Source organism: Pseudomonas sp. P1.8 (assembly GCF_001269805.1).
GTDB lineage: Bacteria > Pseudomonadota > Gammaproteobacteria > Pseudomonadales > Pseudomonadaceae > Aquipseudomonas.
Genome location: NZ_LHVM01000014.1, coordinates 251,943 through 274,895 on the forward strand (window position 1 = coordinate 251,943; position 22,953 = coordinate 274,895).

Consider the following 22,953-nt stretch of genomic DNA (forward strand, 5'->3'; position numbering starts at 1 on the left):
CCGTTCCTTCTGCTTAGCTCAAGCGCAACACCGCCGTTCTCAAGCAAAACCGCAGTTACAGCAAAGCCAGTCATTTACTCAGCATCAGTAAGTCCGCTCCGCGCGCTGGGTTCAAAGTTACGCAAAGGCGCGCCGGGGCCAATACTGGCGACGGGAAGATTGGGCTGATGCTCTTGAGCATAGTAATTAGAACTCCAATAAATCCCAAAACGACCCAGGTTCTCAGACTCTCCTCAGACAACACATTAGTACTCGCCGAGTTCCGATAACTACACAAAAAAACGCCTCGCAAATCACGAGGCGTTTTTTTACCTGTCCCCCCCAAACATTCAAAACGCCCAGCGCACCCCCAGATTCAACCCGTACGGTTTCTCGATATGCTCGCCCTTGCTGTAGTCGACATCGGCATGCACTTGAAGGTCCTTGGTCACCGCCAGTGCAATGCCCGCCCCCAGCACCCCACGCGAGCCGGACAAGTCGTTGTTGAACTGGTTGTCATGGTTGACCGTGACGCGGTTATTGTTGATGAATTCCTGTTGCAACGCGGCACGCACGTAAGGTTGCGCTTTCATGCCGTTGTCCATGTCGAAGGTTCGGCCGGCGGTGGCGCCGGCCTCGCCGAGCACCGAGCGGGCACGATCGCCGTCGGCGTTCATGCCGTTGTCCAGGTCGTAGTCTTGCCCTTTGATCACCGCGGTCGACAACTTGGCGTAAGGCTCGACGAAGTAACCCTGGTCCAGTGCGATGTGGCGCCCGAACTCGGCGGAGGCGCTGATACCGGAGCTGCGGTAATCGCCTTTGGCGCGGGTGCCGTCACTCATGCTGACCTTGGCGTCATTGTGATAACGATTGAACTTGAGCGTGGCGTCAAAGTAGTAACCGCTCGCGGCATCCAGCCAGCTCACGTAGGGCCCCAGGTAGTAGCTGTTGATGGTCCCGGAGGTGCCCTGCTCGACGTTCAGGTCGGAGTCGCTGTAACCGGTCATCACCCCCGCCAGCCATTGGCTGTCACCCAGACGGGCATCCGCACCGAGGGACAAGCCTTGCTGGGTTTGCTTATAGGCCAGACCGGACCCGGAAGACACGTTGTATTTGTTGCCGTAGCCGCGCATCCAGAAGCCGGTCTTGCCGCCATTGAAACGCAGTTCGCCCATGCGGCTGCGCAGCGAGGCATCTTCGGCGTACGCGATGGTGATCGGAGCGTAGAACAAGGCCAGCACCGAGGCGGCGCCGGGGCTGATGGTTTTGGTGGTCGGGTCGAGAAACCATTCGGTCTCGCCATTTTCAAAGCTGCGCCGGGTCAGTTCGTAAGACCAGGTCCCCAGGTCGACCGCGCCGCCTTGCAGCGCAAAATTCGCATCGCCGGCGGCGGTGTGCACCAGGGTCAACGCCTGGGGCGATACCGCGTCCAGTCCGGATGCCGTAACGGCCAGACCGAAGTTCCCCGTCGCCACACCAGTGACATTGAGGAAGTCGTGGTCACCATTGGCAAAATCGCCCTTCATGGCAAAGACACCGGTGCCGGCCAGCGTCCCGACGTTCAACTGATAGTAGGTCGCCGGAGCACCGGCAGCGCCAAAGTTCACACGACCGTCATTCATCGCCAGCGTACCGACGCTGTCGTTGCCGGCAAGCGTCCAGCTCGAACCGCTGTTGATCGTCACTCCGTTGGCCTTGTCGAGGCGGCCGGTGAGGGTCGAGCCGTTTTGCAGGGTGACGCTGGTGGTCGAGGCATCGTCGACCTTCACCACATCACCCACCATGTGGCCCGCATCGAACGTCAGGTTCGCGGTACTGCCGCCGGTGGCATTGACGTTACCTTTAAGGGTGCTGTTGGCGACGGTCATGTTGGCGGTGGAGGCGCCTTGCACCAGCAGAAGCTGGTTGTCTTTGCCTTGCAGTGTGGAGTTGTTCAGCACGTCGATCTTCGCGCTGATGCCGGTATCTACCACGATCGCCGCCCCGTTACGGCCTTCCACCGTGGCGTTGTCCAGCGTCAGTGAATTGTTGCCCAAAGCAGAAGGGTCGCGAGCCATGCGTACCCCCGCCCGGTCACCGCTGATGCGAGTATCCGCCGTTGCGCGCACGTCACCACCCAGAATACTCAAGCCAACGCTGTTCACGCCTGTTCCGGTAATTTCGGTATTGATGAGCGTAAGGGTACTCATGCCTGTGACTTGAGCGCCAGCCTCTCCCCCCCGGTAAAAACCACCGGTGGCGGTTACCGTGGAGCCTTGGGTTGATGAGCTCAACCGGTTGACCGCCAAGGCGAGGGTGTCACTGGTGACGTTCGCCTGGTTGAGCGTCCCTCGACTGTTGGTAATGGTGATCCCTTCGATACCGTCTCTTGCGGTAATGGTTGCGCCGTTGATATTCAGCGTCGACCCGCTGGTCGCGGTAATTTCCCGGGTACTTGCACCCGTGACGTTGAGCACACCCTCGTTACGCACCAGATAGTCGATGGCTGGCGTCGTTGCATCAATGTCCAGCGTGGTGTTATCGACAATGGTCGCTGCCAGTACGGCAGGACTCAGAATAAAAAATGCCGGTATCGCTACCAGCATCTGGAATGGGCCTGCGAAGGCAGGTTTTTGCGACGTGTTAATGCCGATATTCATAAAATGGCTCCGATTGTTCAAGGCCTCACGTCTTCCATGAAAAAGACCTAAAGACCAAAAGAGGCGCAAACAATACCCAGTAAATGCAGGATCGAATGTAGGAGTAATCCTTTATTAACCATGAGCAATTCCAGGGTTCATCAGGATTACTCCCGCACAAAAAAATCGCTCAATAGAACACGGTGAAAAGCGGAAGGCGCTTTACGCGCCCTCCACCTGGGCTATCAAATGGCTTTAACGTCGAGTGATCTTGCAAGTACCTCCATCACCCGGGTCGACCATATAAACTCTCACCAGATGGCGTACGGACGGCACTGGAAAACCATCAATAACAGCCGTGTATTGAATGTCTCCCCAGCCATTTTTGGTGAGCTGAATAGGGGCATAAGGGATTTTCACGATAAACCCGGCGCCGGCTTCTTGAGCGGTGGGTTTATAGGGAACATCAAGATCCGTTCCGGTTATCTTGACCGTACCTGCAGAGTCGGAATAACCCTGATATTTGAACATCAGGTCCTGGCCTGCAAGTTGAGGTTCGCCCCCCGGGACAAACACTTCGACAACGGTGCCTTTCCCAAGATCCTGACGCAATGAGCCGCAATTCATCCAGTCAGGAAAGTCCGGATCAAGGTTCTGAAATGTAGCCTGTGGGACAACACCGGGAACAATCTGGACATCTACTAACTGGTCAGGCGAGATATCTTTGTTACCGTTCACATCCGGGTGTGAGATTTCGTAGTAGACCGGCGTTTGCTTGCCGTTTTGCCCGGCGGCGATAACTGTCCACTCAACGGTCCAGGTAATTGTGGCTGGAACCGTAGCCGGTACTTTATACACACCGCCATCGGCTTCCAGTACGGGAACGCCCTTCCAGACAAGTTGAACCACGTCTTTTTCTTTGGCCCCAGTGTAAATGACGACCGATACTTCAACAGTCTGATCCTTGTCAGCATCTGTCAACACGTTTGGACCATTACCGCCCTGCCCCTGAACCGTCACCAGATCAAGATCAGGGTTAACAGGGTCCGGCTTACCAGGATCAATCCCGCCACCCGGTTTCCTCATGTCTACATCCACATCCACAGACAACGGCGTTAATGGAAACCGAAGGGTACCGCGCTGCACTTGATACTCAACCTTGACGGTTTTTGCCCCAGGGTCATTATTGAAAACATCCCGAAACGGCACATCAACATAAACGGGAAACCCGACAATCGATTTGGGTGCTTGTGGAATATTGTCCCACGTCACCAGCAACTGATCATTGCTCAGAAAGTTTGTGTACTCAGCCTTGATCCCTACACCTACTGGCGTCTGTGCATCCGCCAGATCGATCAGGCCGTCGACGTACAACGGAATATCCGGATCCACTAGTCCTTCCGGCGGGTCGGTCAGCATGACGGGCAGTTGTTTGAACAGCGAGATGGCACTCATGTATCCTTTACGATTGGTGATGTAGTAAAAGATTGCATGCTGCCCTTCCTTCTCACCCACCACAAGGGCAGTCAACTTGTCGGAAGTTATCGGAACAGTCGTATCGCTTCGAGTAATTGCATCAAATTTTCTGGCCGTTGGTAAGCTCTCGCCAAACCAGAGCTCGATGACATCGCCGATTTTTTTGCCTGCATATTCAGGTACGGTTACCAGCACAAAACCATTGTCGTCCAGGTACTTCTTGGTAATACCGTCACGGTCCACGTCCGGCGGGACTATCGCCTCGCCATTAGTTTCCGGGTGGTGCGTATCAACATTAATATCCAGTGGCGTCACATCAGTGGGGTTGCCCCCTTGTGCCAGGTAGTAACCTAATTTGTTCGTTCCGGGTTGACTGCTTAAATTCTCCGGCAGATCCAGATCAATGAGAAGGATAAGGGGATCCATCGGTGTGGTGTAGATATAGGCTTGCCCTACCCGAGTTCCATTCCATGTCAGTTGAATTATTCCCGAAACAATATTCGGATCGCCCGCCTCGGGAGGCCTTGGCACTTGAACTTTTAGCGCCACCCCTTGATACATGCGATGCAGTTGATTAGGCAAGTCATCAGGGGTATCCGGCAGCAACGGATTATCTGCATGCAGATTAGGTGGTCCAGCAACAACTTTCGGGCTTGCGAGGCGAATTTTTCGATAGTCCGCCCGAGCGAGTTGAGCAGACGTCATTTTTTCCAAACTGGTCATTTCGTATCTCCTGATACAATATATGGGCTTTACCTGCCCCAGGCATTGCAACTTTCACAACCATATTTAAAACATCACACTACAGGCACAACGCCTCGACAGGCGCAGCAAGCAGCGCGCTCAAACAATAGCCATCTAATCTTTCGCACCTAACACACTGCACTCAGCAATCATCGCTCCAACAACAACCCGGATATCCGATGTTGCAAGCGATTATTTATTGCAGGGCTCCAGGCAAGTTTCATTCGTGGGTGAACACACTTCACCACTGGGCATAGTTCTGTTGATAATGACAAAATCTTTTTTTGAAACACCCGCCCCGCCATTGAATTTTTTCAAATCGTAATAGCAAAGTGCGGAACCATTGTTCGCCATCGGCGCAATCAACTTTTCATAATCGGCGACATGAACTTCAAAACCATTTCTCGCCTGGTCCAGCGTCAACGTGGTGGGGAATGCATCAACGACGCCGGGAATGGGCGATGTGCCGTTCATGCCTGCGCACCCCTGCCAATGCAGGGTCACGAGATCTTTTTCAGCGAAGTCCGGATTGCCCTCCACTTTTACCCAGACCCCCTTCCAGAGCCTTGGACATGCGCAACAATTGAGCACGCCGAATTTGTCCGCATGGGAAAACGATGGCTCTTTAAGGTCTTCGATCACCACAATCGATACCCGTACCGGGGTGATTTGCGCTTGCTGCTGATTGACACCGTTGCTGGTGGTGTAATAGACCGGCAACGCTAGGTTATCCCGGTCCTGATCTATTGCAGACCAGGGGATTTGGACCGGCACTCTTTTCCCTGCCGAGTCCGTGTCCTGAACGATGTATTGCACAACCGGCGCGCTGATTGCACCCCAGTACACGTCTATCGTCTGTCCACCTTTCGGATCGTCATACAAGGTCAAATAAGCATCGGCATCTTCACCAAAGTCTTCGGATAGCAAGGTGTTCAAGGTCAGGGATTTGGCGCCATAAATTTCAAGCAAGGCGAGCGTAGTGTTCAGCAGCGCTGGCGCATTGGCATGATCCTGCCCGGCCACGGTCAAATCCATCGGCACACGTGCTTCAAGCGATGGTGGCGTGTCCACACCGCCGCGCTGCACCTTGTAACTGATGCGCGCAGTCATTGGGCCCAGGCCATTGGCCCGAAGTTTCGACCAAGGCACCGGCGCCTTGAGCGGGAACTGTGCGGGGTCGACATCCAGCGGATCCAGAAGCGTTCCATCCCAATCGATCAGCACCCGATCAGTCGCGTCGGGATTGTCATAGGCATCGATTTCAACCGTAACCTCACCTTGGTTGACCGCACCTTCACGAGCATGCTGACGGTCAATCAAGCCCCTGACTGACAATGGCACGCGGGGAGGCTTGAGATTGCCCGGCGCAGGCAACAGATCGACGGTCACGGGCAAAAAGGTCGAGCGCGGTCCGCGATTGCCGGCCCAGTCCCGCAGCCGGTAATAGATATAACGGGCCCCGTGGCCGCGAGCGCGTATATCTACTTCGTACATCGTGATGATCAGTTGATCATTGTCGATATCTTGCTGACTGAAGGCCTGCTCGCGAATTTCAGCTTCCGACTCCGGTGGATTCGATTCGTCCGTCCAGTAATAAATCGCCCGGTCCCGAACCTGCACGTCTATGTAAAGCGATACCTTGAAGCGCACCTGGCCATGTTGCTTCAAATAGTCGTCCGTGATGTTGCCCACAAGATCCAGCATCTGTACCGCCGACGGTTGCTGGCCGTCGTCGGGCGCAACCCGGTCTACCGTGATTTTTTTGATCTCGGATTCAGCGGGGTTGCCCCCGATGATGAGTTTGTACGACAAGCCATAGACCCCGTGCTCCAACTTATCCCGTGGTACCGATACGATCTTGTCCCCTGGATCAATGGGAATGGGAAAGCGAGATCTGTTGACCTCAACAAAGTCTTGCCCTACCGGCCTCCAGCCAACGGCAACGATGTCTGCCACAAAATTCGGATCGGTGGAAAAGCTCCAGGCCGGTACCGTGACCTGCAGATCACTGTTCAACACACTGCGCGGCAGCCGTCCATCCGCGCTCTCATTGCCGTCTTCATCTTTGAGAATCGCCGGGACGATTGGCGGCGGCAGAGCCAAATCTTGCCCGTCGGGGCCAAGGGCATGTCGTTCGGGGTCTTTCGGATATGTCGCGGACGGCATGGCGGATACTCCAAGGCAATAAAAATAGTGCTATGCGCCTGGGCCGTGAGTCACGTGCAACGCTGCCTTCACGGTCATCACATCGGCGCATCTGATGGGCTTAATTAAATGCCTGTCTGAAAAACCTGCCTACTGTCAGAAATAACAGGTATCGCTACCGTTCATCGCACAGATGGCGTTGAACAAGTCGACATTGATCGACACTTGCTGCGTCACTTGCCATCAGGTCTGTTCAACCTGCACCTGAAAACAACGGCGTGACGCAGCTGTGGCGTGTGCGTAAGCCGAGCGTCGATGGCATCATCACCAGCTATGAAGGTTTCGATGCCGAAGGCGAACTGGTCATCCAGTTGTTCGGCGTGCGCAAGCCAGGCATCCCTGAGCGTGACGACTGGCGTGCCCTGGCTGAAATCGCCACTCCCCTGATCGGCTAAGGAATAGTCCCGATGCGTATGAAAACACTGCTGGCCTGTGCCAGCGTGCTCGTCAGCCAGATGGCCGTCGCCGACGCCCTGCCCCAGCGCTGGATCAGTGCCGGCGGCGCGTTCAGCGAATGGGTGGTCGCCCTCGGTGGCGAAAGCAAACTGGTGGGTGTCGACAGCACCAGCCAGTACCCGCAATCGCTGCACAGCCTGCCCGGCGTCGGCTATCAGCGTGCGCTGGCGGCCGAAGGCATTCTGGCGTTGAAACCGGACATTCTGGTGGGCAGCGTCGAAATGGGGCCACCGCCGGTGCTGGAGCAACTCAAGGCGGCCGGCGTGCGTATTGAGTTGCTGTCGGCCAAGCCTGACGTGCCGGCGCTGCAACACAACCTGACCGAACTCGGGGAACTGCTGGGTAAAGAGGCCGAGGCGCAAGCGTTGATGGGCGGTTACCTCAAGCGCCTGCAAACCCAGGCCGACTGGGTCAGGCAGGCGCAGCAACAAGCGCCGGCACCGCGGGTGCTGATGCTGCTCAGCCATTCCGGCGGCAACCTGCAAGTGGCCGGCAAAGACACGCTGGCCGCGTGGATGATCCAACAAGCCGGCGGCAACAGCCTGGGCGAGCACAACGGCTACAAGCCGGTTTCCAACGAAGCCATGCTGGCGCTTGATCCGCAGGTGATCATCTTTGCCGGTGGTCGTCTGGAAGGTGAAGCGGCGCGCAAGGCCCTCCTGGAGCAGAACCCGATCCTGGCGCAAACCCGGGCCGGGCGTGACGGCCGGGTGCTGGTGATCGATCCGACATTGCTGGTGGGCGGCCTCGGTCCTCGCGTGCCGGATGCGTTGAACCGTCTCGCCAGCGCGTTCTACCCGGACGTCAACGTACAGACCGCCGAGATCAGCCAATGACGGCGATTTTTCGGCCGCGTCCGACCTTGATCTGTTTGCTGCTGTTGCTGATGCTGGTGTTCTGGTTGTCCCTGGCCCTCGGGCCGGTCAGCCTGCCGCTGGGCGATACGCTACTGGCCGGAATGCGTCTGCTCGGCTTGCCGCTTGAAGGCGGCGACACGCAACAGGCGGAGCTGATCCTCGGTCAGATTCGCCTGCCGCGCAGTCTGCTCGGCATTGCCGTCGGATCGGTACTGGCGCTGTCAGGCGTGGCGATGCAAGGGTTGTTTCGCAATCCCCTGGCGGATCCGGGCCTGGTCGGCGTCTCCGGGGGAGCCGCGCTGGGTGCCGCTTTCGCCATCGTCGGCGGCAGCATGCTCGGTGGAATGCCACCCGCCATGGAGCCCTATCTGCTGTCGGTGAGTGCCTTCGTCGGTGGCTTGATCGTGACGGCGGTGGTGTATCGCTTCGGCCGCCGCAACGGGCAAACCGACGTCGCGACCATGCTGTTGGCGGGCGTGGCGATGACGGCCATGGCCGGTGCCGGCGTCGGTCTGTTCACTTATCTGGCGGACGATGCCACCTTGCGGACCCTGACGTTCTGGAACCTGGGCAGCCTTAACGGCGCCAGTTACCCGCGCCTGTGGCCGTTGTTGATCGTCACCGTCGGCTTGGCGTTGTGGTTGCCACGGCGCGCAGCGGCACTCAATGCGATGCTGCTGGGCGAGTCGGAAGCCCGTCACCTGGGCTTCGACATCGAGCGGATCAAGATGGAACTGGTGCTGTGCACGGCCCTGGGCGTGGGTGCCGCCGTCGCGGCAGCCGGGTTGATCGGCTTTATCGGCCTGGTGGTGCCGCACTTGATGCGCCTGCTGGTCGGGCCGGATCACCGGGTCTTGTTGCCGGCGTCGTTGCTTGCCGGTGCCAGTCTGTTGCTGCTTGCCGATCTGGCGGCGCGCCTGCTGTTGGCGCCAGCCGAATTGCCGATCGGCATCGTCACGGCACTCATTGGTGCGCCGTTCTTTCTTTACTTGCTGGTACGAGGGCGTTCCTGATGCTGCGGGCAAACGACTTGCTGGTACGCCGGGGCAGCCGCACGGTACTGGCGAATATCGATATTCAATTGCGCCCCGGTGAAGTGCTCGGGGTGTTGGGGCCCAATGGCGCCGGCAAAAGCACCCTGCTCGCCGCGTTGTGCGGGGAGCTGGCGGCCAGCGAAGGCAAGGTCAGCCTGGACGAACGCCCACTCGCTGACTGGCCGGGTCAGGAGCGGGCGAAACGGCTGGCAGTCCTGCCGCAAAGTTCCAGCCTGAACTTTGCGTTTTCGGTCAATGAAGTGGTCGGCATGGGGCGCCTGCCCTACGCCAGTGGCCGCGTGCGCGATGCCGCAATCGTCGCCGAGGCGCTGCGTGCCGCCGATGCCCTGCACCTGGCCGGGCGCAGCTATCTGGCCCTGTCCGGTGGCGAACGCCAGCGTGTGCATCTGGCGCGGGTGCTCGCTCAGCTTTGGCCCGGCGCCGAGGGGCAAACCCTGCTGCTCGACGAGCCGACTTCAATGCTCGATCCGCTGCACCAGCACACCATTTTGCAAGCGGTGCGCGACTTCGCCGAACGCGGTGCAGCGGTGCTGGTGATTTTGCATGACCTGAATCTGGCCGCCCGTTATTGCGATCATCTGCTGCTGTTGCAACAAGGTCTGCCCCACGCTTACGGAACACCGGCAGAGGTGCTGACCGCCGAGGCACTCGCGGCGGTGTATGGATTGGAAGTGCTGATTCACCAGCATCCGGAACGCGGCCACCCGTTGATCATTGCGCGTTGATACCCGTCCCCTCCTCTGCGGATCGAGGGGGCCATTGGCTAATAAGGAAATCCCATGCGCTTTCTGTTGCTCTGTGCATTCAGCCTGCTGGCTGCCTGCCAAACCCATCACCTCGCGCCACTGCCGGCATCGATCGCCCCGCAAGGACGTGATCACACCGACCTCGGCGTCATCCGCGAACTTGCCACCGGGCGCACGCTGACCCCGCAAGAACTGGTCGAACGACTGGCCGTCGCACCTCGCGTGCTGGTCGGTGAACAGCACGACAATCCGGATCACCACGCCCTGCAATTGTGGCTGCTGCGCGAACTGGCTGCCCAGCGCCCGCAAGGCAGCTTGCTGATGGAAATGCTCAACCCCGATCAGCAGGCCAAAATCGATGCGGCACAAGCCGCCACCCGTGCCGGTGAGCCACCGACCGACCCGTTCACGGCGCTGGGCTGGCAGGCTAATTGGGACTGGAGCGTCTATGGCGCGCTGGTCACCTACGCGCTGCGTCAGCCGTATCCGCTGATGTCGGCCAACCTCGACCGTGCGCAGATCATGCAGATCTACAAACAGCGACCGGTACTGCAAGGTGAAGCGTCCACCACGCAACAGGTGCAGGCGACATTGCTCGATGACATTCGCCAATCCCATTGCGGCTTGTTGCCCGAAGCGCAGATGCCGGCGATGCTCGCCGTGCAGCAACAGCGCGACCGGCGCATGGCTGAACGCTTGATGGCCGCACCAACGCCTGCGCTGTTGCTGGCCGGGGCTTTCCATGTGCGCAAGGATCTGGGCGTGCCGCTGCACCTGAAGGATTTGGGTGCAGGCGAAGGTAACGCGGTGCTGGTGCTGGCCGAAGTGGGCAAGACCGTGACGGCTCAAAGCGCGGATTACGTGTGGTACACCGCTGCGCAACCCGAGCAGGATCACTGCGCAAAGCTGCGTCGTTAAGCCCCTGTAGGAGCTGCCGCAGGCTGCGATCTTTTGATCTTTTCGCACCCGACATCAAAAGATCGCAGCCTTCGGAAGCTCCTGCAATTGATTATCAAGTCCCTTTCCGGCGCGACACTATGTCACGCCTCACCACCGGTCCAATGGTCGAATCCGATCCTCCAGCACCGGCACAGTTTGCTACCATCCTCGCGATTTTTTCTTCTGTACAGTCATCACGCTGTCATTTCAGCCTGTTCAACAGGATGCTTTTTCATGAGTACTTTGTATTCCCGCCGAACTGTCCTGCAAGGCATGGGCCTTTTGAGCCTTGGTCTGCTCGCCGGTTGCGACGACAGCAGCAAGCTGTCGTTCAAGTACGGCAAGGACCTCAGCGACAAGATCATGGGGCGTAATTTCAAACTCAAGGACGCCCAGGGCGAAACGCGGATGCTGGGCAGCTATCGTGGCCTGATGCCGATGATTTTCTTCGGGTTCACCCAATGCCCGGCGGTGTGCCCGACCACGCTGGCCCGTGCGGCACAAGCGAAGAAGCTGATGGGACGCGATGGCGAAAGGTTGCAGGTGATCTTCATCACCCTCGACCCTGAGCGTGACACGCCAGAGATGCTCGACACCTATGTGAAGGCCTTCGACCCGAGTTTCGAAGCGCTCTACGGCACACTGGAAGAAACCGCTGCCACCGCCAAGGAGTTCGGCGTGTTCTTCGAAAAAGTCCCGAGCGGCGATACCTATACCCTGTCCCACACCGCGACCAGTTTTGTCTTCGACTCCCGAGGCAATCTGCGCCTGGGCCTGTCCGCGTCCCTGACTGCACAAGAGTGCGCAGACGATCTGCTCACCGTGATGGAGGTTTGCTGAGATGAATTCCCCGTTGGCTACAAGCCGTTTTGCGCAACGTTGCAAGCAACTGGCGCTGGGCGTCGCCCTGATCGGTGTGGCGTTTCAAGTGTCGGCACAAACACGCGTTGATGATGCCTGGGTGCGGGCCACCGTGGCTGGCCAGCCTTCGAGTGGTGCATTCATGACGCTGACCGCGAGCAGCGACAGCAAACTGCTAAGCGTGCAATCGCCTGTCGCCAAGGTGGTGCAGATTCATCAATCGAGCATGAAAGACGATGTGATGAAGATGCAGCAGGTCGACTCTGTCGCGCTGCCGGCGGGCAAGGCGGTGAGCTTTGATCCCCACGGCTACCACATCATGCTGATGGACCTGACGGGCCAGATCAAGGAAGGCGATCACGTACCGCTGACCCTGACCCTCGAAGACGCCAAGGGTGAGAAAGAGACCATTGAGGTCCAGGCCGTCGCCAAGCCGATCGGCACCATGGATCACAGCAAGATGATGCATGATCACAGCAAGATGAACTGATCCGGGCGTCAACGTAATTCCCGGCCGGCACCAGGGATTTCGCGGCCGCCTCCCCCCTGTAGGAGCCGGCTTGCCGGGGAAGGCGGCCTCAAGCATTACGCCAATCTCAAGACCCTCTTCGCTGGCAAGCCAGCTCCTACGAAGAGCCCGAAAGGCATGATCCCCTGTAGGAGCCGGCTTGCCGGCGAAGGCGCCTCAAGCATCCCGGTTCAAACAAGCTTGAGTTCGACGTTGATGTTATTGCGCGTGGCTTTCGAATACGGGCAATACTGGTGCCCGGTGTCGACGATTTTCTGTGCGGTTTCGCGGTCCAGTCCGGGCAAGCTGACATTGAGCCGTGCCTGGAGCAGGTAACCCCCTTCATTGGTGCCCAGGTCGACTTCGGCATCAACGGCTACATCCTTGGGCAGCGCCACTTTCATTTCCCTGGCCGCGACCTGCATGGCGCCGATAAAACAGGCAGACCAACCGGCGGCAAACAATTGCTCCGGATTGGTGCCTGCGCCTCCGGCGCCCGGGGATGAAAGTTTGACATCAAGAATTCCGTCAGAGCTGCGGGCTGCGCCGTCACGACCGCCCGTGGTGTGGGTCTGCGCGGTGTAGAGCACTTTGTCGATCTGGTTCATGATGACCTCCTGATTGAATGCTGATAAGACCTTTTCAAGCCGGTTTACCGGGGTGGGCACTCAATATAGTCGTCATGGAACCTCACCGTGCTCGAACCGACAAAGTGATGCTGATATCACTTGCGCGCCACTTTGTACCTGACGCAATCCTCATAAAAAATCTTGCGCACCGCTTGCGGTTTCAGCCGTGAAGGGCTGTCATACGTTTGCTCGGTGATCCCCATGGCCATCATGCGCATCCATGTTTTTGCGAACTTGTAGGTCTGGATTTTCTGCCGTGCCGCATATAGCGAAATGCCTGAAAGCTTGAGTTCCTGTGCTCTGGCGGCAGTTCCACCGCCCCAACTGCACATGTAATGGTCATTGGGTTTCAATTCCTTGCCCTGTACTGAAACTGTAATAGTCGCAAAAACCAGTGAACACAACATTATCCCTTTCTTGCGCATATCGACCTGTTTAACCACTTGAAAATAAAGTAATTTTGAAGAGGACTTTCAAAGTTAGGGGCCAGCATCGTGCCTTTTTTTGAAAATTAACGGAAAAGCTAAAAGGATGAGCTCAATTTCTTGCGAGTTTTCAAACCTTTGCTATAGCTAAGTCTCTATCTCGCCAACTAGTGAGGCAACGAAATGTCAGTCGCAAAAAAAATGAGTGTGGGGCAACTGACAATGTTGACCGCCGTCAACATGTTGGGCTCAGGCATTGTGCTACTACCGACGAAACTCGCGGAGGTCGGTGCAATTTCGATTCTTTCCTGGCTGGTGACAGCCACCGGCTCACTCGCTCTGGCTTACGCCTTTGCGCGATGCGGGATGCTGAGCCGCAAGACCGGTGGCATGGGTGGTTATGCGGAGTACACCTTCGGTAAAGCGGGCAACTACATCACCAACTACACCTACGGTCTGTCGCTGTTGATTGCCAACGTCGCGATCAGTATTACCGCCGTGGGTTATATCCAGGTGTTGTTCGGGATAAAACTTGATTCTCTGCAAGTAGGCCTGGCAACCATCGCGCTGTTGTGGATCACCACCTTCGCCAACTTTGGCGGTGCCAGCATTACCGGCCGAATCGGTGCGGTAACGGTTTGGGGTGTGATTGCGCCAGTAGTACTGGTCTCCACCATTGGCTGGTTCTGGTTCGACAGCAGCGTTTACGCCGCCGGCTGGAACCCACATGACAAGGGCTGGTTCGAAGCGGCGGGGGCTTCGGTGGCAATCACGTTGTGGGCTTTCCTTGGTCTGGAATCGGCTTGCGCCAACACCGATGCGGTAGAAAACCCTGAGCGTAACGTGCCGATCGCGGTGCTGGGTGGCACCTTGGGGGCAGCGGTGATCTACATCGTTTCCACCAACGTCATCTTCGGCATCGTCGGCAACGCTGAACTGGTCGAGTCCACCGCGCCTTTCGGTCTGGTGTTCGCCCACATGTTCAATCCCATGGTCGGGAATATCGTGATGGCGGCGATGGTGCTCGCCTGTATCGGTTCGCTGCTGGGTTGGCAGTTCACCATCGCCCAGGTGTACAAAAGCTCCGCCGACACCGGTTACTTCCTGGCGATCTTCGCCAAGGGCAACAAGGCCGGTACGCCGATCATCGGCATGCTGGTCCTGCTGGCGGCACAGACTGCACTGGCTCTGCTCACCATCAGTCCTGACCTGAGCAAACAGTTCGACACCCTGGTCAACCTCGCGGTGGTCACCAACCTGGTGCCGTACATCCTCTCCATGGCCGCTTTGATGACCATGCAGAAAGTCTCCAACGTACCGGAAAGCAAGGCTCTGGCGACCAACGTCATCGCCTTGATCGCAGCGGCTTACAGTTACCTGGCACTGTACAGTTCCGGCGAGCAGGCAATGATGCTCGGCGGTGTGGCAACCATCTTCGGTTACACCCTGTTCGGCTTCGTCAACAACCGTCTGATCCGCCTTGAAGCACTCAACAACAGCGTACCGACGCAAACCGTCAGCGCGCAGCACCTCACGACTGAACCCGTGCCGGTGAACAACTTGAATACAGCCACTATGGGAGCTCAACAATGACGGAATATAAACACTCGCTCGGGATGCTCGCGCTACTGGTCAGCAGCCCGGCGGACAAACGCACCGTATTCGGTCGCGCCCTGGATCAACTGATCCACGACGTGGAGAGCCGTGGCGTCAGCGTACTGGCTTCGGAAAGCCTGACCGACGCCGCGTCGATCCTGCGCTCGGACCCTGCCATCCAATGTGTGATCATCCGATGGGAAATGGACACCAGCGAAGACCACGCCGACTGCACCAAGTTGCTCGTCAAGCTGCGCGAGCGCAACACACGCGTACCGGTGTTCCTGGTCAGCGACCGTACCACCGCGTCGACCATTCCGCTGTTGGTCATGCAGCACGCCGACGACTTCATCTGGCTGCCGGAAGACACCTCGCGCTTCCTCAGCGGGCGCATCCTGGCGGCCATCGAGCGCTATCGTCAGGCCGCACTGCCGCCGATGTTCGGCGCGCTGGTGAAGTTTGCCCGCAACTATGAATACTCGTGGCACACCCCCGGCCATGCCGGCGGTACAGCGTTCCTGAAGAGCACCGCAGGCCGTGCGTTCTACGAGTTCTTCGGTGAGAACCTGCTGCGTTCCGACCTGTCGATCTCGGTGGGTGAACTGGGCTCGCTGCTCGATCACAGTGGCCCGATCGGTCAAGGCGAGCGCTATGCCGCCAAGGTCTTCGGGGCCCACCGCACCTACTACGTGACCAACGGCTCGTCGATGTCCAACCGCGTCATCCTCATGGCCAGCGTCACGCGCAACCAGATCGCCCTGTGCGACCGAAATTGCCACAAGTCCGCTGAGCATGCGATGACCCTGTCCGGCGCGATTCCGACCTACCTGGTGCCGACCCGCAACCGCTACGGCATCATCGGCCCGATCCTGCCGCAAACCCTGAGCGCCGAAGGCGTGAAAGCGGCCATCGCCAGCAACCCGCTGGTCAAGAAAGGCATCGACCCGACGCCTGTGCACGCGATTGTCACCAACTCCACCTACGACGGCCTGACCTACAACGTCACCCGCGTTGAAGAACTGTTGGGCGAGAGCGTCGACCGCCTGCACTTCGACGAAGCCTGGTATGGCTATGCGCGTTTCAACCCGCTGTACAGCGGCCGCCATGCCATGCACGGCGACCCGGCCGATCACGACAAGTCCGGGCCGACCGTGTTCGCGACCCAGTCGACCCACAAGTTGCTGGCCGCCCTGTCCCAGGCTTCGATGATCCACGTGCGCGACGGCCGCAATCCGATCGAGCATGCACGCTTCAACGAGTCGTACATGATGCACGCCTCGACCTCGCCGAACTACGCGATCATGGCGTCCTGCGACGTCAGCTCGGCGATGATGGAAGCACCGAGCGGGCAGATCCTGACCACCGAATCGATCGAAGAAGCGATCAGCTTCCGTCAGGTTCTGTCGCGCATGCACAACGAGATGCAGAGCAAGAACGACTGGTTCTTCACCTGCTGGCAGCCGCCGACCGTGCAAGTGGGCGCAGCGACCGTGCCGTTCCATGAGGTCGATCCGGCTACGCTTAAAACCGATCCGAACTGTTGGGTCCTGCACCCCAATGCGGTATGGCATGGCTTCGGCGACATCGAAGAAGGCTACTGCATGCTCGACCCGATCAAGGTCTCGGTGCTCAGCCCGGGCATGGGCGACGATGGCAACCTGCTTGCCACCGGTATTCCTGCCTGCGTGATCACCGCGTACCTGGGACGTCAGGGCATCGTCGTCGAGAAAACCACCGACTTCACCATCCTGTTCCTGTTCTCCATCGGCATCACCAAAGGCAAGTGGGGCACGCTGCTCAACGCCCTGCTCGACTTCAAGCGTGACTATGACGACAACGCCGAACTCGAGCTGTGCCTGCCGGACCTGTACAACGCCAATTCGCAACGTTACGCCGGTATGGGCCTCAAGGATCTGGCCGACGAAATCTTCGCCGCCATGAAGAAACACAAGACCACCGCCAACATGTCCCAGGCTTTCGGCACCCTGCCCCAGGCCGAGTTCAGCCCGGTGGAGGCTTACGAAAAACTGGTGCGCAACGAGATCGAACTGGTCACCCTCGACCAGGCGGCGGGCCGTCTTGCCGCCACCGGGATCGTGCCGTATCCGCCAGGCATTCCGTTGCTGATGCCAGGTGAAAACGCGGGGCCGATCGATGGCGCGCTGCTGGCGTATCTCAAGGCACTGGAAGCCTTCGACCTATCCTTCCCCGGCTTCACCCATGACACCCACGGGATCGAAGTCGAGGACGGGGTTTATCGGATGCTGGTATTGAAGTGAGTTAAACGAGACCTGTAGGAGCAAGCTTGCTCGCGAAAGCGATCTTTCAGCCAACATTGATGTTGTCTGACACGACGCCTTCGCGAGCAAGCTCGCTCCTACAGTGGATCGCACGTCCCCTCCATAAAGCCTATGGGCAAATTCAATCACCGCGCTCTATGATTGAACCCCATGACCACCCAAGTATCGATCCGCCAACCCTGCCCACCCGGCGCCTGCGACTGCGGGCGTGACCCGTTGCTGGAAACACCGGGGGCCGACCTGCGCATCCTGTTTCTGACCCGCGCCGAAGAAAAACGCCTGATCGAACGCCTGGAGAACCTCCAGAGTCTGAGCGATCTTGCGCACGTGCAACGGCGCATGTTCGAGCAGTTGGGCATTCGCCTGGACATCGCTCCCGGATTCAACGAAGTGCGCACCATGCGCGGCATCGGTATCCGCATCGACGACCTGCCGGGGTTATGCCGAAAAACCCGCGCTGCCATCCCCGCCGCCATTCGCCGAGCCATGGAAAAACGGCCGGAGATTGCCTACGACCTGCTAAACGCCAACGACCTGCTGCGCGATGCCTGAAGGGCAAAAGAAGAAATCTGTTCCCGTCCAAAACTGCGTAATGCAAAATGAATGCAATAACGCGAAAAAACTACCACTCATCGGCAATATCGACTGGCGATTCTCTGGTTAAAACCTACGCTCTCTGCGGGGGACAACACATTTGTTGCGTTGTCGGTAACTGGTCCGCGGGGAACAGACACCATGCTCAAAAAAACCAGCGCTGTGCCCGCCGCCATTCTGTTCGCCCTGTACGGCCAACATGCCTGGGCGGGCGGCATCATGTTGTACGAAATCGGCACAGATAACGCCGGCCTGGCCAACGCCGGAGCCGCTGCCCGCGCGCAAGGCCCCTCCACCATCGCCAGCAACCCGGCGGGCATGAGCTACCTGCCTGGCACGCAAATCACCGCGGGCTTGCAGGTGCTGTACGGCGACCTGTCGTTCGATAGCGATTCCGCCACCAACGTCAACGGCAGCAACAGTGGCAATGCTTTGGACCCGATACCCGGTGGCAGCTTTTTCATCAGCCATGAACTGGACGATCACTGGAGCGTCGGTTTCGGCCAGTACGGTGACTTCGGGCTGGCGGTCAATTACGACAACGATTGGTCCGGCCGTTACTTCGCGCAGAATTCCAGCCTGCTCGGTTTGTCCCTGGTGCCCAGCGTGGCTTACCGCTTCAACGAACAATGGTCGGTCGGCGTGGGCGTCAAGGCCATGTACGGCATGCTCCAGGCGCAGACCGCTATCGATCGCTCGCCCTTCGGTTTCACCGATCGCGGCGACGGCCAGTACAAGTACAAGGATGGCGCCTGGGGTTTGGGCGCCAACGTCGGAGTGATCTACGCACCGCAACCCGGCACCCGAATCGGTCTGGCCTACACCAGCCAGGTCGACCTGGATTTCGAAGACAGGCTCGACGTCAAGGGCGATGGCCGATTGCTGGAGCGCGTGAACAGCACCAATACCGAACTTGACACAAAGGTGCCGCAGACTGTCACCCTCAGCCTGTTCCACCAGCTGGATCGGCAATGGGCGCTGCTGGCCTCGGCCAACTGGCAGGACTGGTCGGCATTCGGCGACATCGGCGTTCAAGTCGACACTACGGCGTTTGGTTCGCAATCGAGATCGGTCGATGCCGGGTTCAAGGACACCTGGCATCTGTCCCTTGGCGCGCAGTACCAGGCCACCGAACAACTGTTGTGGAACGTCGGTATGGCTTACGACAGCAGCGCGGTTTCGGACAGCGACCGCAGCGTGATCGTGCCGATGAATGAATCCTGGCGCATTGCCACCGGGGCCACCTATGCTCTGAACCAGGACACTGACGTCAACGTCAGCTGGGCCATGGTCTGGCTTGGCGACATGGCGGTGCAACAAACCAAGGCGACATCGGGCAACCAGCTTTCCGGCCAGTTTGACAATGCATGGATTCAAGCTTTGACAGGAAACATGACCTGGCGATTCTGACGCACTAAAAAAACTAAAAAACTAAAAAACTAAAAAAGACGATTTCAACCAAGGAGTAAACACCACTATGATCCTGTCCCGAAAACTGCTGGTCGGCGCCACAATGGCCGGGCTATTGCTTGGCGGTTGCACCTCGAAAGTCACTGAAACCGAGCAATACTCGGGCTATCTGTCCAACTACAACAACCTGCAGAAAGTCGAAACGCCGAGCGGTGGCACAGCGATGCGCTGGGTCAGCCCGTCGTGGAATCCGAATGCCTACGACACGGTGGTGTTCAACAAACTGGAGCTTTATCCAGCGCCCAAGCCGGATGAGCGGGTCAACCAGCAGACGCTGACCGACCTGCAGAACTACATGACCACCAAGGCCAAAGGCACGCTGGGCCAGAAATACCGCGTGGTCTCCAACACCTCCGCCGCACCGGCGGGTTCCAAGCCCCTGCTCATGCGTGCGGCGATCACTGGGGTGAATGCCGAAAACGAAGGCATGAAGTGGTACGAAGTGGTACCGATCGCCGCCGTGGTCGGGGCAACTCAGGCCGCCACCGGCCACCGCGATCAGGACAGCACCTTGTTCATCGAAGCCGAGTTTATTGACGCCAGGACCAACCAGACGGTCGCCAAGGTCGTGCGTAAAGTGTTTGGTTCGACGCTGGAGAACGAAAGCCAGAAAATCACCGCGCAGGACTTCAAAGCGGCTATCGACAAGCTGGGCGTCGACTTCCAGGCGTTCATCAAGTAACCACACTGTAGGAGCTGCCTTCGGCAGCTCCTACAGGTATCAACCGTTTTTCATGCCGATGCGCCGGCGCATCTCGGCGGTGATCGACTGGCGCGTCTTGCGCAGGTCCGCCCAAGGTGCATCCCCCACCTCTGCCAGCCGTTCATGCACGTTGTGCACGTTCCATTGATTACCACCCTTGAGTTCCTCCACTTCCTCCCGAAAGATCGGCACCGACACTGGCAGCCCCTCGCGGGTGCGCGCGGCGTACGCGCAAATGGTGGTCGCGCCCAACCCGTTGCGCAGGTAATCGATGAAAATGCGCCCTACCCGATTCTTGGGGCCGGACACCGCCGAAAATCGTTCCGGCAGCAACTTGGCCATGTGACGGACAATCGCGTGGCTGAACGCCTTGACCTCGTCCCATCCCAACTTGCGGGTCAGTGGCACCACGATGTGAATGCCCTTGCCGCCACTGGTTTTCAAAAAGGCCTTGAGCCCCAATTCATCGAGCACCGACAGCGTCAACTGAGTCGCTTCAACCATGCGTTTCCATGGCAATGCGGGGTCCGGGTCGAGGTCGAGGACAAAGCGGTCCGGCTTGTCGAGGTTGTCCGCGGTCGCATTCCAGGTGTGCAATTCCACAGTGCTCATCTGCACCGCACCGATCAGCGCTTCGGCGCTGTTGATGATCATGATCGGCTGGCCAGTGAGGTCTTTGTCCAGGGTGGTAATACCGGGAATCGCGAGGCGCTCGGCGTTTTTCTGAAAAAACAGTTCGCCGGCGATGCCGTCCGGTGCCCGGACCAGCGCCACCGGGCGGTCCTTGAGCTCGGGCAGAATCCATTCGGCGACACTGGCGTAATACTGCGCCAGTTGAACTTTGGTGGTGCCGCTGCTGGCGTCGATCACCCGGTCTGGATGAGTGATGCGCACCTTGCCTTCATCGAGTCCGATTTGTGACGGTGCGGGTTCGACTTTACGGGCAGCGGCAGCTGGTTTCGCGGCGCCGATTTTTTTCGCGGAGGACGTTTTCACGGTTTTTGGACGCTCCTCGGTGACATCTTTGGCGGGTTTGTCATCGCGCAAACCATGGAATACCGCATGGCGCACCGAACCGTCCCTGGTCATTTCGGCGAAGGCCACTTCGGCCAGTAGTGTGGGCTTTAGCCAGTGCACATCCTTGGCCTCGAACCCACTCGGCGGGTTGACCACTGTCGGTTTTTTCGTCTGTAGCGGCTTGAGTTGTCGATGAATGCTTTGCAGGGTCGTCTCGTTGAAACCGGTGCCAACCTTCCCCGCATAGCGCAACTCACCGCTGTCGCGGTCGTGCAGCCCCAACAGCAGCGCCCCAAAGGCATTGCGCGAACCTTTTGGATCAGTGAATCCGACGATGACGAACTCTTGTCGATGCTTGCACTTGAGCTTGATCCAGTCGCTGCTGCGCCGGGACACGTAAGCCGATCCCAGCCGCTTGCCGATCAGGCCTTCCATGCGCATCTGACAGGCACTATTGAGCAAGGCCTGTGGCTCTTCGGCAAAAGACTCGGAGAAGCGCAGCAACGGATCGTCACAGGGCTTGAGGACCGTCGCCAACGCTGCCCGGCGTTCTTCGACGGGCACTTCGCGCAGGTCCACGCCATTGAGGTAAGGCAGGTCAAACAGGTAGTAGACGATGTTGCCGCTGCGGCCGGAATCGAAGGCGTTTTGCAGGGCCTGGAAGTCGGGCACGCCGTGCTCGTCCGCCACCACCATCTCGCCGTCGAGCCAAGCCGATTCGAGGCCCAGCGCGGCCAACGCCTCGGCTTGTCTGGGCAGCTTGTGGGTCCAGTCGTGGCCATTGCGCGTGATGAGTTTGACCTGGTCATGCTCAATGCGAGCCATGATCCGGTAGCCGTCGAACTTGATCTCATAGCTCCATGAACCGTCCGGGACTTTTTCAACGAGCGTCGCCAGTTCAGGCTTGATCTGAGCCGGCAGTCTGGCCTTGTGCGCCCCGGACAGCTGTGGCGATTTTTCCTTGGTAACGCTCGCCTTTGGTTTCTTGATCGACTTGGGTTTGCCCGCCGCTTTCGGTTGTTTGCTGATGAGGGTGCGATCACTGAGCACGCTGTCGGGCTCGGCAACCAGCACGTCATAGTCACTGTGCGGCTTGGCGGCAGCGTCCTGATGCTTGATCAGAAACCACTGTTCTTTCTTGCCCGGCATGTGCGTGCGCACCAGGTTCCACAGGCCGCCGAGTTTCTCCCCCTGCAGTTCGAATTTGAGCCGTCCTTTGGCATAGGCTTCGGCGGGATCGTCCTGGGGAATCCAGACACCACGGTCCCAGACGATCACATCGCCCGCGCCGTAATGGCCTTCGGGAATGCTGCCCTCGAAAGTCGCGTACTCCAGGGGATGATCTTCGACATGCACGGCCAGGCGCTTGACCTTGGGATCCAGCGACGGCCCCTTGGGCACCGCCCAGCTCTTCAAAGCGCCATCGAGTTCCAGGCGAAAGTCGTAATGCAGGTGCGATGCGTCATGCTTCTGGATGCAGAACTGCAACGCATGGGCCGATTTCTTGCCTTTGCGCTTGACGGCGGCGGGCTCGGACGTCGCCGAGAAGTCGCGCATGCGGTTGTAGTCATCGAGGTTTAGGGTCATGGCTCACCTGCTGCTGGCGCCAAGACGTTGAATCAGAACGTCTCTCTAAAACAGCAGAGCAAACCCCGGGAAGAATAATTCCATCGACATTGAAAGCGCCCGGACGGACGGGCCGACACCCTCTACCATTCGTCGAAAAAACCACTCCACCTGTCATTTGTGACAGTAGTCAATTTCGCCGCCGTCAT

At 58.5% G+C, this 22,953-nt stretch carries 17 protein-coding genes and 1 pseudogene; 12 read left to right on the plus strand and 6 right to left on the minus strand.

What is annotated here, in order from left to right; genetic code table 11:
* Positions 1-329: 329 nt before the first annotated feature.
* From AD668_RS15615 to AD668_RS15625, 3 genes are all read right to left on the minus strand, one after another.
* Positions 330-2,618 carry an autotransporter outer membrane beta-barrel domain-containing protein gene (locus AD668_RS15615; protein WP_053160292.1) on the minus strand — a complete coding sequence of 763 codons (2,289 nt, stop codon included), beginning with the start codon at positions 2,616-2,618 and terminating at the stop codon, positions 330-332.
* A gap of 234 nt (positions 2,619-2,852) precedes the next feature.
* The gene (locus tag AD668_RS15620) at positions 2,853-4,796 is read right to left on the minus strand and encodes a hypothetical protein (RefSeq protein WP_082344488.1); all 1,944 of its coding nucleotides are present in this window, start codon (positions 4,794-4,796) and stop codon (positions 2,853-2,855) included.
* A 213-nt stretch (positions 4,797-5,009) separates the two neighbouring features.
* Positions 5,010-6,983: a hypothetical protein gene (locus AD668_RS15625; protein ID WP_082344489.1), complete on the minus strand. Its 1,974-nt coding sequence runs from the start codon at positions 6,981-6,983 to the stop codon at positions 5,010-5,012.
* A 231-nt stretch (positions 6,984-7,214) separates the two neighbouring features.
* Here AD668_RS15625 and AD668_RS28825 point away from each other — a divergent pair.
* The 7 genes and pseudogenes from AD668_RS28825 to AD668_RS15655 all read left to right on the plus strand — a co-directional run.
* Positions 7,215-7,417: pseudogene (locus tag AD668_RS28825) on the plus strand (ChuX/HutX family heme-like substrate-binding protein); the annotation flags it as partial.
* A 12-nt stretch (positions 7,418-7,429) separates the two neighbouring features.
* Entirely contained in the window at positions 7,430-8,314 is an 885-nt protein-coding gene (locus AD668_RS15630) for a hemin ABC transporter substrate-binding protein (protein ID WP_053160294.1), read from the plus strand.
* Between the two features lie 50 nt (positions 8,315-8,364).
* Positions 8,365-9,348: an iron ABC transporter permease gene (locus AD668_RS15635; protein WP_172681829.1), complete on the plus strand. Its 984-nt coding sequence runs from the start codon at positions 8,365-8,367 to the stop codon at positions 9,346-9,348.
* Positions 9,348-10,115, plus strand: a complete 768-nt coding sequence (locus AD668_RS15640) for a heme ABC transporter ATP-binding protein (protein WP_053160297.1) — start codon at positions 9,348-9,350, stop codon at positions 10,113-10,115. The genes AD668_RS15635 and AD668_RS15640 overlap by 1 nt, the downstream gene beginning before the upstream one ends.
* A 54-nt stretch (positions 10,116-10,169) precedes the next feature.
* A complete protein-coding gene (locus AD668_RS15645) occupies positions 10,170-11,054 on the plus strand; it encodes a ChaN family lipoprotein (RefSeq protein ID WP_053160299.1) in 885 nt (294 codons plus the stop codon).
* Positions 11,055-11,309: 255 nt separating this feature from the next.
* Positions 11,310-11,915: an SCO family protein gene (locus AD668_RS15650; RefSeq protein WP_053160301.1), complete on the plus strand. Its 606-nt coding sequence runs from the start codon at positions 11,310-11,312 to the stop codon at positions 11,913-11,915.
* 1 nt (position 11,916) lies between these two features.
* Positions 11,917-12,426, plus strand: coding sequence for a copper chaperone PCu(A)C (locus tag AD668_RS15655; protein WP_053160303.1), 510 nt, complete (start codon positions 11,917-11,919; stop codon positions 12,424-12,426).
* A gap of 209 nt (positions 12,427-12,635) precedes the next feature.
* Here AD668_RS15655 and AD668_RS15660 read toward each other — a convergent pair whose 3' ends face one another.
* On the minus strand, positions 12,636-13,052 hold the full coding sequence (locus AD668_RS15660; protein WP_053160305.1) for an organic hydroperoxide resistance protein: 417 nt from the start codon (positions 13,050-13,052) through the stop codon (positions 12,636-12,638).
* Positions 13,053-13,168: 116 nt separating this feature from the next.
* On the minus strand, positions 13,169-13,498 hold the full coding sequence (locus AD668_RS15665; protein ID WP_053160306.1) for a hypothetical protein: 330 nt from the start codon (positions 13,496-13,498) through the stop codon (positions 13,169-13,171).
* 183 nt (positions 13,499-13,681) lie between these two features.
* Between AD668_RS15665 and potE the strand changes: the two genes are divergently transcribed.
* From potE to AD668_RS15690, 5 genes are all read left to right on the plus strand, one after another.
* Positions 13,682-15,091, plus strand: coding sequence for a putrescine-ornithine antiporter (potE, locus tag AD668_RS15670; protein WP_053160308.1), 1,410 nt, complete (start codon positions 13,682-13,684; stop codon positions 15,089-15,091).
* Entirely contained in the window at positions 15,088-17,373 is a 2,286-nt protein-coding gene (locus tag AD668_RS15675; protein ID WP_053160310.1) for an Orn/Lys/Arg decarboxylase N-terminal domain-containing protein, read from the plus strand. Before potE ends, AD668_RS15675 begins: the two co-directional genes overlap by 4 nt.
* Before the next feature lie 171 nt (positions 17,374-17,544).
* Entirely contained in the window at positions 17,545-17,946 is a 402-nt protein-coding gene (locus AD668_RS15680) for a hypothetical protein (RefSeq protein ID WP_053160312.1), read from the plus strand.
* A 183-nt stretch (positions 17,947-18,129) separates the two neighbouring features.
* Positions 18,130-19,398 carry an OmpP1/FadL family transporter gene (locus tag AD668_RS15685; protein WP_053160315.1) on the plus strand — a complete coding sequence of 423 codons (1,269 nt, stop codon included), beginning with the start codon at positions 18,130-18,132 and terminating at the stop codon, positions 19,396-19,398.
* A 67-nt stretch (positions 19,399-19,465) separates the two neighbouring features.
* Complete coding sequence (locus AD668_RS15690) at positions 19,466-20,140, plus strand: DUF3313 domain-containing protein (RefSeq protein ID WP_053160317.1); 675 nt, start codon at positions 19,466-19,468, stop codon at positions 20,138-20,140.
* Between the two features lie 39 nt (positions 20,141-20,179).
* Here the strand turns inward: AD668_RS15690 and ligD are convergent, their stop codons facing one another.
* On the minus strand, positions 20,180-22,765 hold the full coding sequence (gene ligD, locus AD668_RS15695) for a DNA ligase D (protein WP_053160318.1): 2,586 nt from the start codon (positions 22,763-22,765) through the stop codon (positions 20,180-20,182).
* Between the last annotated feature and the right edge of the window lie 188 nt (positions 22,766-22,953).